Origin of the sequence: Streptomyces sp. NPDC101237 (assembly GCF_044767465.1) — a bacterium.
Lineage (GTDB): Bacteria > Actinomycetota > Actinomycetes > Streptomycetales > Streptomycetaceae > Streptomyces > Streptomyces gramineus.
Genome location: NZ_JBIWNY010000022.1, coordinates 85724 through 97994, shown reverse-complemented (window position 1 = coordinate 97994; position 12271 = coordinate 85724). Strand labels below are relative to the sequence as shown.

At 73.5% G+C, this 12271-nt stretch carries 9 protein-coding genes; 7 read left to right on the top strand and 2 right to left on the bottom strand.

Translation table 11 applies throughout. From position 1 onward, the window contains the following. Positions 1-19 precede the first annotated feature (19 nt). The 7 genes from ACIRQ9_RS29425 (at position 20) to ACIRQ9_RS29395 (ending at position 9718) form a co-directional block, all read left to right on the top strand. Positions 20-1024, top strand: coding sequence for a sugar ABC transporter substrate-binding protein (locus tag ACIRQ9_RS29425; RefSeq protein ID WP_404179908.1), 1005 nt, complete (start codon positions 20-22; stop codon positions 1022-1024). After that, positions 1021-2061 carry an ABC transporter permease gene (locus ACIRQ9_RS29420; protein WP_404179905.1) on the top strand — a complete coding sequence of 347 codons (1041 nt, stop codon included), beginning with the start codon at positions 1021-1023 and terminating at the stop codon, positions 2059-2061. Before ACIRQ9_RS29425 ends, ACIRQ9_RS29420 begins: the two co-directional genes overlap by 4 nt. Next, positions 2058-2846: an ATP-binding cassette domain-containing protein gene (locus ACIRQ9_RS29415; RefSeq protein WP_404179902.1), complete on the top strand. Its 789-nt coding sequence runs from the start codon at positions 2058-2060 to the stop codon at positions 2844-2846. Before ACIRQ9_RS29420 ends, ACIRQ9_RS29415 begins: the two co-directional genes overlap by 4 nt. 91 nt (positions 2847-2937) lie before the next feature. Further along, positions 2938-4083, top strand: a complete 1146-nt coding sequence (locus ACIRQ9_RS29410) for an ROK family glucokinase (protein WP_351315466.1) — start codon at positions 2938-2940, stop codon at positions 4081-4083. Next, positions 4080-4661 (top strand): sugar kinase, encoded by a 582-nt coding sequence (locus ACIRQ9_RS29405; RefSeq protein WP_404179898.1) that lies wholly within the window; start codon positions 4080-4082, stop codon positions 4659-4661. The genes ACIRQ9_RS29410 and ACIRQ9_RS29405 overlap by 4 nt, the downstream gene beginning before the upstream one ends. 96 nt (positions 4662-4757) lie before the next feature. Then, the gene (locus tag ACIRQ9_RS29400) at positions 4758-7565 is read left to right on the top strand and encodes an SNF2-related protein (RefSeq protein ID WP_404180056.1); all 2808 of its coding nucleotides are present in this window, start codon (positions 4758-4760) and stop codon (positions 7563-7565) included. Continuing rightward, complete coding sequence (locus ACIRQ9_RS29395) at positions 7562-9718, top strand: SWIM zinc finger family protein (protein WP_404179895.1); 2157 nt, start codon at positions 7562-7564, stop codon at positions 9716-9718. The genes ACIRQ9_RS29400 and ACIRQ9_RS29395 overlap by 4 nt, the downstream gene beginning before the upstream one ends. A gap of 73 nt (positions 9719-9791) precedes the next feature. Here the strand turns inward: ACIRQ9_RS29395 and ACIRQ9_RS29390 are convergent, their stop codons facing one another. Both ACIRQ9_RS29390 and ACIRQ9_RS29385 read right to left on the bottom strand, forming a co-directional pair. Then, positions 9792-10967 (bottom strand): TfuA-like protein, encoded by a 1176-nt coding sequence (locus tag ACIRQ9_RS29390; RefSeq protein ID WP_404179892.1) that lies wholly within the window; start codon positions 10965-10967, stop codon positions 9792-9794. A 3-nt stretch (positions 10968-10970) separates the two neighbouring features. Continuing rightward, a complete protein-coding gene (locus tag ACIRQ9_RS29385) occupies positions 10971-12221 on the bottom strand; it encodes a YcaO-like family protein (protein WP_404179889.1) in 1251 nt (416 codons plus the stop codon). Between the last annotated feature and the right edge of the window lie 50 nt (positions 12222-12271).

Sequence of the window (12271 nt, the reverse complement as noted above, 5' to 3'; positions counted from 1 at the left end):
GCAAGGAGGGCACGGCCTCGTGGCACGGTTTCGGACCTGGGTGGGCACCGCGGTGGCGGTGGCGCTCGGCGTCACCCTCGCGGGATGCAGCAGTACCGGCGGCAAGCGGGCGGAGGACGCCCGCAGCGCGGCGGCCGCCCAGGGACGGGCGGCGGTGAACACCCCCCGCTGGACCTTCGCGATGATCACGCACTCGGGGGACGGCGACACCTTCTGGGACATCGTGCAGAGCGGTGCGAAGCAGGCCGCGCGCAAGGACAACATCAACTTCCTCTACTCGCACGACGACGAGGCCCAGCAGCAGGCGCAGCTCGTGGACGCGGCGGTGGACAAGAAGGTCGACGGCATCATCGTCACCCTCGCCAAGCCCGACGCGCTCAGGGCGGCCGTGGCCCGGGCCGAGAAGGCCGGCATCCCGGTGATCACCGTGAACTCCGGCTCCGAGGAGTCCAAGGCCTTCGGCGCCCTCACGCACATCGGCCAGGACGAGACCGTCGCGGGCCAGGCGGTCGGCGACGAGCTGAACCGGCGCGGCCGGAAGCGGGTCCTGTGCGTCCTGCACGAGCAGGGCAACGTCGGCCACGAGCAGCGCTGCGCGGGCGTCGCGAAGACCTTCCACGGCGAGGTCGAGAACCTCTACGTCAACGGCACGAACATGCCCGACGTGCAGTCCTCGATCGAGGCCAAGCTCCAGGCGGACCGGTCCGTCGACGCCGTCGTCACGCTCGGGGCGCCGTACGCCGACACCGCCGTGCAGGCGAGGACGGACGCCGGCAGCCGCGCCGAGGTCGACACCTTCGACCTCAACGCCAAGGTCGCCGCCGAACTGAAGGACGGCACCCTCGGCTTCGCCGTGGACCAGCAGCCCTACCTCCAGGGCTACCAGGCGGTCGACCTGCTGTGGCTCTACAAGTACAACGGCGACGTCCTCGGCGGCGGCCGGCCGGTGCTCACCGGCCCGCAGATCGTCACCAAGGACCAGGCGGCCGAGCTGGCGCGGTACACCGAGCGGGGCACCCGATGAGCGCCGCCGTGGAACAGGCTCCTGACGAAAGGATTCTGCAGACCTCTCCGCTGCGCAGGCTCCTGTCCCGTCCGGAGCTGGGCTCGGTCGTCGGCGCCCTCGCCGTCCTCCTCTTCTTCGCCGTGGCGGCCGACGGCTTCCTGCGCGCGTCGAGCATCAGCACCGTCCTCTACGCCTCCTCGACGATCGGCATCATGGCCGTACCGGTCGCGCTGCTGATGATCGGCGGGGAGTTCGACCTCTCGGCGGGCGTCCTGGTGACGTCCTCCGCGCTGATCTCCTCGATGTTCAGCTACCAGATGACGGCGAACACCTGGGTCGGCGTGGGCGTCTCGCTGCTCGTGACCCTCGCCGTCGGCGCCTTCAACGGCTTCGTGCTCACCCGCACCAAGCTGCCCAGCTTCATCGTCACCCTGGGCACCTTCCTCATGCTCACCGGCATGAACCTCGGCTTCACCAAGCTGGTCGACGGCACGGTCTCCACCAAGACGATCGCCGACATGGAGGGCTTCCGGTCGGCCCGCGCGGTCTTCGCCTCGACCCTCACCGTGGGCGGCGTCGACTTCAAGATCACGATCATCTGGTGGCTCGCCCTGGTCGCGATCGCCTCCTGGATCCTGCTGCGCACCCGCGCCGGCAACTGGATCTTCGCGGTCGGCGGCAACCCGGACGCGGCCCGCGCGGTCGGCGTCCCGGTCGCCAGGACCAAGATCGGCCTGTACACGGGAGTGGCGTTCGGCGCCTGGATCTCCGGCCAGCACCTGCTCTTCTCCTTCGACGCCGTCCAGTCCGGCGAGGGCGTCGGCAACGAGCTGATCTACATCATCGCGGCCGTGATCGGCGGCTGCCTGATCACCGGCGGCTACGGCAGCGCGGTCGGCTCCGCGGTCGGGGCGCTCATCTTCGGCATGACCAGCAAGGGCATCGTCTTCGCCGAGTGGAACCCCGACTGGTTCAAGTTCTTCCTCGGAGCGATGCTGCTCCTCGCGACCCTGCTCAACACCTGGGTCCGCAAGCGCGCGGAGGCCACCGCATGACCCTCGTCCAGCTGACCGGAGTCAGCAAGCGCTACGGCAGCGTCCGCGCCCTGGAAGGGGTATCGCTGGAGGTCCACGCGGGCGAGATCACCTGCGTCCTCGGCGACAACGGCGCCGGCAAGTCCACCCTGATCAAGATCATCGCGGGTCTGCACCGGCACGACGGCGGCAGCCTGCGCATCGACGGCGAGGAGACCGTGCTCGGCTCCCCGCGCGAGGCCCTGGACCGCGGCATCGCCACCGTCTACCAGGACCTCGCGGTGGTGCCCCTGATGCCGGTGTGGCGCAACTTCTTCCTCGGCTCGGAGCCGCGCACGGGCGTGTTCAAGCGCCTGGACGTCGACTTCATGCGCCGCACCACCCGCGCCGAACTCCTGCGCATGGGCATCGACCTGCGCGACGTCGACCAGCCGATCGGCACCCTGTCGGGCGGCGAACGCCAGTGCGTGGCCATCGCGCGGGCCGTCCACTTCGGCGCCAAGGTCCTCGTCCTGGACGAGCCGACCGCGGCCCTCGGAGTGAAGCAGTCGGGCGTGGTCCTCAAGTACGTGGCGGCGGCACGCGACCAGGGCCTGGGTGTTGTGTTGATCACCCACAACCCGCACCACGCCTACCTGGTCGGGGACAGGTTCGTGCTGCTGAGGAGGGGCACGATGGCGGGCAGCCACGACCGCGACTCGGTCACCCTGGACGAGCTGACCCGGCAGATGGCGGGCGGCAGCGACCTGGAGGAACTGCGCCACGAACTCCGGCGGACCCCGGGCCCCGGGAACCCGGGCGACTAGCCGCCGCCCACCCGCACCCGGCACGGGCACGCACCCTTCCTTATGTCCCCCGAACGGCGTCACTCCTCCCCGTGCGGCAGAATCAAGCCCGATGAGCACCTACCGCGACCTCACCGCCCCCATAGGCTCCCGCCGAGCACCCGTCCTGCGCACGGTCGGGACGAGGGAACGCCGGTCCCACCTGACGGCACCCCGGGTCCCCACCGTCGGCATCGACATCGGCGGCACCAAGGTCATGGCGGGCGTGGTGGACGCCGACGGCAACATCCTGGAGAAGCTCCGCACGGAGACCCCGGACAAGTCCAAGAGCCCGAAGGTCGTCGAGGACACGATCGTCGAACTGGTCCTGGACCTGTCCGACCGGCACGACGTGCACGCCGTGGGCATCGGCGCGGCCGGCTGGGTCGACGCCGACCGCAACCGCGTGCTGTTCGCCCCGCACCTGTCCTGGCGCAACGAACCCCTGCGCGACCGCCTCTCCGGCCGGCTCTCGGTCCCCGTCCTCGTCGACAACGACGCCAACACCGCCGCCTGGGCGGAGTGGCGGTTCGGTGCCGGCCGCGGCGAGGACCACCTGGTCATGATCACGCTCGGCACCGGTATCGGCGGCGCGATCCTGGAGGACGGCCAGGTCAAGCGCGGCAAGTTCGGCGTCGCCGGCGAGTTCGGCCACATGCAGGTGGTGCCCGGCGGCCACCGCTGCGCGTGCGGCAACCGCGGCTGCTGGGAGCAGTACAGCTCCGGCAACGCGCTGGTCCGCGAGGCCAAGGAGCTGGCCCAGGCCGACTCCCCGGTGGCCTACGGGATCATCGAGCACGTCAAGGGCAACATCGGCGAGATCTCCGGCCCGATGATCACCGAGCTGGCCCGCGAGGGCGACGCGATGTGCGTCGAACTGCTCCAGGACATCGGCCAGTGGCTCGGTGTCGGCATCGCCAACCTCGCCGCCGCCCTCGACCCGTCCTGTTTCGTCATCGGCGGTGGCGTCAGCGCCGCCGACGACCTGCTGATCGGTCCCGCGCGGGACGCGTTCAAGCGCCAGCTCACCGGCCGCGGCTACCGGCCCGAGGCCAGGATCGCCCGCGCCCAGCTGGGCCCCGAGGCCGGCATGGTCGGCGCCGCCGATCTCGCGCGCCTGGTCGCCCGCCGGTTCCGGCGCGCCAAGCGGCGCCGGGTCGAGCGGCACGAGCGGTACGAGCGGTTCGCGGAGGCCCGCCGGACCCGGGACACCGCATGACCGCTGCACTGCCCCGCCAGGCCGCGCCCCCGGACGAACCGCGCCGCCCGCCGGAGACGCCGGGCCACAAGGCGCGCCGGCGGGCACTGACCCTGCTGATCATCGTGCTGCTGATCGGCGTACCGGCCGGCTACCTGGTGATCTCCGCCAACCAGAGCCGCAACAGCGGCAAGGACAAGGAGTCCAAGTACTCCGCGACCGGCCTCACCGAGGGCTGGCCGTCCAAGGTGCAGCGGCGGCTCTACCAGGTGCCGGTGCCGCACCCGGCCGACACGATCGCCTACTACGAGACGAACAACTGGAAGACCAGCCGTCTCTACGTCCAGTTCCGCACCAACAGCGCGGGCCTGGACAGCTTCCTCGAAGGCATGGGCGTCAACCGCGGCGACCTCAAGAAGGACGACGTCACCATCACCACCCGCGACCGGAAGATCTCGGGCTGGACGTTCTCCGGCCCCGGCACCTGGTCGGGCCTGACGCACAAGCAGAAGAACCCGGCACCCACCCAGGACGTCGTCGTGAACACGGCCGACCCGAACTACCCGATGGTCTACGTCGTCTCGCGCACCGTGCCGTAGCGACGGCGCCGGCCGGCCGCCGGAACCGATTGTCCGACCCCGCCCGTACAGTCGAAGACGTCTGATCCGACAGGTGGGCGGGAGGTGGCAGAACGTATGAACGGCACGGCGACCGGGACAACCGACGGCGTCCCTCCGCGCCTGGCCGCGGTCTACCTGCCCGCCGACCTCCCGCGCCAGGGCCGCGTCGCCTTCTGGGACCCGGACGGCGACCCGCTGCCCGCCGCCACCGAGGACCTGACGGTCGTACGACCCCACGGAGCCGGCGTCCGCCGCCGACAGGTGCCCGCGCTGACCCTGCCGCTCGCCGAGGCCCTCCCGCTGCTCGTCCGGGCCCGCCACGACCCGGCCGCCCATCCCGCCACCGCCTGCTGGGGCGCCGCCGCCCAGCACGCGCTGCGGCTCACCGCCCGGGGCCGCCTGCTGCCCGGCCTCACCCCGGCCGGCCACGACGCCTGGCGGGCCGGTCCCCTGGAACCCGCCGACATCGCCCACCTGCGCGCGGTGGCCGCCGCGCTGCCCGCCGAGGGCCACGCCGTCCCGCTGCCCGGCCCCGGCCCGCTCCTGCTGCCCCAGCCGGAAGCCCTGATCCGCTCCTTCCTGGACGCCGTCGCCGACACCCTGCCCCGGACCCCGGCCGCACCGCACACCTCCGGCAGGCCGTTCGCCGCCGCCGGGGCCCAGCGGCTGCCGGACGCGCGGGAGTGGGCCGCGGAGGTCGCCGCCGGCATGGACGCCGGCGTACGCGTCTCGCTCCGCCTGGACCTGTCGGCCCACGACCTCTTCGACGACGGCGAGCGGGCGCACCGCGCGGGCGCGGCGATCGTCCAGGTGCACAGCCTGGCCGACCCCACCCTGATGACCGACGCGGCGACGCTGTGGGCCGGGCGGTCCGACGCCGGCGCCTTCGGCCCGCGTGCCCGGGTGGACGCGGCCCTGGCCGTGCGCCGGGCCGCCCGGGTGTGGCCGCCGCTGGACCGGCTGGCCGAGCAGGACGTCCCCGACGTGCTCGCCCTCTCCGACGAGGAACTCGGCGACCTGCTCGGCGTGGCCGCGACCCGGCTGGCGGCGGCCGGGGTCGCCGTGCACTGGCCCCGGGACCTGGCCCACGACCTCACCGCCACCGCCGTGATCCGCTCCGCCCCCGGCTCGGCGACCGACGGCACCGGCTTCTTCGAGGGCGAGGACCTGCTCCGGTTCCGCTGGCAGCTGGCGCTCGGCGGCGACCCGCTCAGCGACGCCGAGATGGACGCGCTGGCCGAGGCCCACCGTCCGGTCGTACGGCTGCGGGACCGCTGGGTGCTCGTCGACCCGGCCCTCGTGCGCAAGGCCCGCAAGCGCGAACTGGGTCTGCTCGACCCGGTCGACGCGCTCTCCGCGGCGCTCACCGGCGAGGCCGAGGTGGACGGCGAGAGCGTCCCCGCGGTCCCCGTCGGCCTGCTCGCCGACCTGCGCGACCGCCTCACGGCAGGCCTCGGGCCCGCCGAGCCGCCCGCCGGGCTGCACGCCACCCTGCGCGACTACCAGCTGCGCGGCCTGGCCTGGCTCGATCTCATGACCTCCCTCGGCCTCGGCGGCTGTCTCGCCGACGACATGGGCCTCGGCAAGACGATCACCGTCATCGCCCTGCACCTCAAGCGGGCCCGCACCGAACCGACCCTCGTCGTCTGCCCCGCCTCGCTGCTCGGCAACTGGCAGCGGGAGATCTCCCGGTTCGCGCCCGGCGTCCCCGTCCGCCGCTTCCACGGCTCCGACCGCACCCTGGACGGCGTCGACGGCGGCTTCGTCCTGACCACCTACGGCACCATGCGCGCCGCCGCGGACAGCCTCGCCGGCCGGCCCTGGGGCATGGTCGTCGCCGACGAGGCACAGCACGTCAAGAACCCCTTCTCGGCGACCGCCAAGGCGCTGCGCACCATCCCCACCCGGGCGCGCGTGGCTCTCACCGGCACCCCTGTGGAGAACAACCTCTCCGAACTCTGGGCCCTCCTGGACTGGACCACCCCCGGACTCCTCGGTCCGCTGAAGACCTTCCGCGCCCGGCACGCGCGCGCGGTGGAGAACGGCGAGGACCAGGAGGCGGTGGCCCGGCTCGCCCGCCTGGTCCGCCCCTTCCTGCTGCGCCGCAAGAAGTCCGACCCCGGCATCGTGCCCGAGCTGCCGCCCAAGACCGAGACCGACCACCCCGTCCCCCTCACCCGCGAACAGGCCGCGCTGTACGAGGCGGTGGTCCGCGAGTCGATGCTCGCCATCGAGACGGCGCAGGGCATCGCGCGCCGCGGCCTGGTGCTCAAGCTGCTCGGCGCCCTGAAACAGATCTGCGACCACCCCGGGCTCTACCTCAAGGAGGAGCCGCGCGCCGACGGCCAGGCCGCCCGCTCCGGCAAGCTCGCCCTGCTCGACGAACTGCTCGACACCGTCCTGGCCGAGGACGGCTCGGTGCTGGTCTTCACCCAGTACGTCGGCATGGCCCGCATGATCACCGCGCACCTGCGGGACCGCGCCGTCCCGGTCGACCTGCTGCACGGCGGCACGCCGGTGCCGGAGCGGGAGCACATGGTCGACCGTTTCCAGAGCGGCGCCGTCCCGGTCCTGGTGCTGTCGCTGAAGGCCGCCGGCACCGGCCTCAACCTGACCCGCGCCGGCCACGTCGTGCACTTCGACCGCTGGTGGAACCCGGCGGTGGAGGAGCAGGCCACCGACCGCGCCTACCGCATCGGCCAGACCCAGCCCGTCCAGGTGCACCGCCTGGTCACCGAGGGCACCGTGGAGGACCGCATCGCGGAGATGCTGGAGGCCAAGCGCGCCCTGGCCGACGCGATCCTGGGCTCCGGCGAGTCGGCCCTGACCGAACTGACGGACCGCGAGCTGTCCGACCTGGTGTCGCTGCGGAGGACGGCATGAGCGAGGACGACCCGCGGCCGGGCGACGCGGCACGGCGGGCGCTGCGGGCGGCCCGGGGACACGACGCGCGCACCGGCGACGAGAAGGGCGTGCGCACCGGCGCCGAGAGGACGGCACCGGCCGAGCCCGGACCCGACGGCATGGCCGCCCCGGAGGCCGACGCCGCCGCGGGGGAGGGAGCGGGTTCTCCTGGCGCGGGCACGGTTGCTCCGGAGACCGGCGCCGTCGGCGGGCCGATGGCCAGGCCGGGGGACGCGGCGCGCCGCGCGCTGCGGACGGCCGCGGCGGCGAAGGACGCGGGGCAACGGGACGCCGGGGCAGCCCCCGGGACGGCGGCCAACGGGACGGCGGCCAACGGGACGGTGGCCAACGGGACGGCGGCCACAGAGACGGCGGCCCCGTCCGGCGCGGCCCCCGCCGCCGCCGGCGTCCGGCCGGGCGCCCGGCCCGGGGACGCCGCGCGTGAGGCGCTGCGCGCGGCCCGCGCGCAGGCACGGCGGGCCGAGACGGCGGTGCGGGAGACTGCGGAAGCGGCCCCGGACCGCGCGGTACGCCGGTCCGCGCCGCCGGCGAAGGACACGGCCCGCGGCCGTACCGCCCACGACTTGAAGCAGTTCCTGGGGACCGCGTTCAGGATGCCGAAGGACGAGCCGGAGCCGGAACCGAGGCCGGAGGCGGAGGCGGAACGGGCCCGCACCGACGCCCCGGCCGCCCAGCGGGCTCCCGCGCAACGCCCCGGCCAGGACGCACGACCCCCCGACCAGGACGTGCCGCAGCCCGGCCAGGACGAGCCGCATCCCGGCCAGGACGAGGCAGTCCACGGCACGGCGGCCCACGTCGAGACGGATTCCGCGGACCCGCGGCGCGCCGTACCGGCGACCTCCCCGCGCCTGCCCGGCACCATGGCCACCCCGCACCGCGACACCGAACTGCGCCGCACCTTCCCCGCTCTCCCCGCCCCGCCGTCCGCCGCCGAACTCGCCGGGACCTGGTGGGGCAACGCCTGGGTGCGGGCGCTGGAAGAAGGCGCGCTGGACCCGAGACGGCTGGCTCGCGGGCGCGGGTACGCCGAACGGGGACAGGTGGACGCCATCACCGTGACACCGGGACTGGTCCTCGCGTACGTGCAGGGGAGCCGGCCGCGGCCGTATCGCGTGCAGGTGCGGTTGCGTACCTTCGGCGCGGACGAGTGGGAGCGGTTCCTGGAAGCCGCCGCCGACCGGCCGGGGAACATCGCCGCACTGCTCGACAAGGAGCTGCCGCAGGCCCTCGCCGAGAGCGGGGTGTCCCTGCTGCCGGGCCCCGGCGAGCTCGAACCCCGTTGCAGCTGCCCGGACTTCGGGCACCCCTGCAAGCACGCGGCCGCCCTCTGCTACCAGACGGCACGGCTGCTGGACGCCGACCCGTTCGTCCTGCTTCTGCTGCGCGGCCGCGGGGAACGCGAGGTGCTCGACGCGCTGACCCGGCGCAACGCCGCCCGCGCCGCCCGCGAGCGGCAGCCGGTGCCGCTGCCCGGCGTCCGTGCCACCGAGGCCCTGAAGCCGCGCCGGCTGCCGCCGCTGCCGTCCCCGCTGCCGGTGCCGTCGCACCCCGAGCAGCCCCCGGTGTACCCGGGTGTGCCCGGCGGTCCCGACGCCTTCACCCTGGACCAGCTCGCCACGGACGCCGCCTCCCGGGCCCACGCGCTGCTGGCCACCGGGCACGACCCGGTCGGCGAACTGACGCTGTGGCAGGACGCGGTCCGTCTCGCCGCCGCCCGCCCCGGCTCCGGTCTGACCGCGTCCACCCGTGCCCTCTACGCCTCCCTCGCGGACGCCGTCGGCCGCACGCCGGGCGACCTGGCCCGTGCGGTCGCCGCCTGGCGCCAGGGCGGCCCGGAGGGGCTTTCCGTGCTGGAGGAGCCCTGGGATCCGCCGGCCGGCCGCTTCGACCGGGCCAGACCGCTGCTCCTGGCCGCCGACCTCCCGGCGTTCCGGCCCTGGCGCAACCACCTGACCCACCCCGGCGGCCAGGTCCAGCTCCGGCTGGGCCGCGACGGCCTGTGGTACGCCTACGAGTCGGAGCCGGGCCACGACGACTGGTGGCCCAGAGGCACTCCCGACCCGGATCCGGTGGGGGCACTGACCGGCCTCGGCGCGGCGGACGACCTCTAGGGCCGGTCTGACCATTCCCGTCGTCGCCCGGCAGACGGGAATGGTCAGACCGGCCCTAGCCGGCCTCCGGCCGTCAGGACCTGGCGAGGGCCAGGTCCCGGCAGGCTTCCTCGATCCAGCCGAAGGGGACCCCGCTGGGCAGGGCGTCGCCGCGTACGTCGGCCGTCAGCGCGTCCCAGTCCTCGTAGCCGTGGGCTTTCGCCACCGCGTCCCTGGCCTTCGGCTCCCGCGGAGGGGCCACCTCGGTGCGGCTCGTCTTGTGAGCCTTCAGCCGGTGGACCGCGTGCCACAGCATCACCTCCGTCTCGAACTGCCGGAAGTGACGGATCTTGTCCATCAGGTTCGCGGACAGGGACGGAAGGTCGAGGAAGAGGCGCGCCAGGGCCGGTTCGACGGCGGGGTTCCGGGACAGCTTCGACCCGCCTGCGGTGGTCAGGCCCGCGAAGTCGAGCTGTCCGGCCAGCAGGAACCGGATGTATTTCTGATACCGGCCGGTGCCGAAGACGAACGGAGGCAGGGACAGGTCGAGTTCTTCACGGCTGTGGCCGAGAAGCGGGTCGTGCGAGGTGTACCGCGGTCCCTGGCTGAACCGGCGCTCGTCCGCGTCGGCGGGTGTCCCGTCGGGCAGGGCCGAGAGACGGCGGACGGCCCGCAGCGCGTCCGTCCTCTTGATGTCGACGCGGGCCGCCGTCCCGGCTATCACGCCCCCCGGGTCGTCGATCCCTGCCTTCTTGAGCAGCAGCCGCCAGACCCGGTCGGGGTAGTACGACTCCTCGGCGACCCGGCGGAGTTCCGCGCCCTGGGACCGGGTGATCAGCCGGAGGCCGTACAGCTTGCGGACCGCCGCACGGATGTTGACCAGGGCGACGCTGACCGCCGCGTGGTCGTCGTCGGGATCCGTCGCCACCACCACGGGGTCGTCGGAGTCGAAGAGCCCGGCCCGGTACATCCGGTAGACGGCCCCGACACCGTGGACACCCGCGGGCCAGCACTCCGCGGCCCGTACGGCCCCCATGCTGGACGCCCCGACGACCTGAGCGCCGTCCCGGGCCACCTCGACGACCTCTCGCGGTGACACCGGCAGCACCTGCGAGAAGGAACCGTCGATGATGAGGATCCGGGAGCTTCCGCTCTCCCTGGCCCGGTAGACGTCGCCGCGCCGCGCGGGAGGAAGGACGTGCGCCTCGGGCAGCAGGGCCCGCGCCTCGCCCGGCGACAGGGACGGCCCGGTGAAGATGGTGGTTCGCATGGCTCAGATCACCGATTCCAGCAGGCGAAGGGTGGGGGTGCGCGCACTCTCCCCGTAGGGGGAGGCGAGGCCCGGAATCAGGACGCGGACCACCGGAACACCGAGATCCGCACGGGTGAGTTCGGTCACCAGGCACCGGTCGTGGCCCGCGTCCCGCAGCCGGCCCACGACCGTGGACAGGTTCTCCAGAATGCTGCCGCCGCCGTGTGCGGCCCGCGGGAACGGCAGGGAACCGGGGTTGCGGTACAGGGAGTCGATCCGCTTCATCTCGGCCGGCCTGCGCTGCGCCCGTCCCGTCTCGAACACCTCGCGCGCGCCCGTGGCGAAACTCGCGTGACCCTGGCACGCCTCGGTGAGCGCGCGCAGCAGCGCCCGTTCGGGCTGGAGGTCGGCCCCGTACCCGGGGAAGTAGGTCACCTTGCCCTCCTGTCCGAAGTAGCCGTCGTCGAAGAGGACGACCCGGATGACCGGCACGCCGATCACGTTGGTCAGATCCTGGATCCGCACGACCAGCCCCTGACCGGTCAGCGCGTCGACGAGTTCCCTCGCCGCCCCGGCCGGGACCGACTCCGGGGACAGGACCCGCTGAGGCCGGCGGGGAGAGAAGAGCGGGTCGTGGTGTGCGGAGTAGAACGCCTCCTCCGACACCGCGTCGCGTTCGACCAGTTCACAGACCGCGTGCAGGACCGCCTCCGAGTACGTGTTCCCGGAGGCGAGGCCGTTGGTCTCGATCCGGGCCGTCATGCCTTCGGCGGAGGGATTGAGGACGAGGTCGGCCGGCACCAGATGATGGCCGCCGCGCGCCAGGTCGTACGCTCCCGTCCAGGAGAAGACGGCGTCGGGCCGGTACGCCGTGTCCAGCGGCAGGTTGAAGTCCTCCGGGTCGACCGCGCCGGCGGGAGCGAGTTCCGCGTAGGAACCCCTGACGATCCTGTCCGCCGGAAGCTCCTCGGCCGAGACGCGCTCGATCGCCTCCATGACGGCGCTGAGCTTCGCCGCGATCGGTGTCGCCCCCTTGCCCGCGCTCACCATCAGGTCCTTGGCCAGCGGGGTCACGGCCGACCACACGGGGGAGCTGATGTAGTCCAGCGGGGTGGTGTCGTACACGCGGGTGACGGGGACGCGCGGCAGCAGCGGTTCCAGGAGGTCCCACGTCTCCTCGAAACTTCTGGCGTGTCCGGCCTCCGAACTCTCCGCGTCGGGCTGGAAGCTGTCCGGGCGCAGGGCCGTCAGGCTGTTCGGTTCGACCATCATCGTGATGCCTTCTCTGGAAGCGGGGACCGACGGGAGGGCGTTCCGCCGCG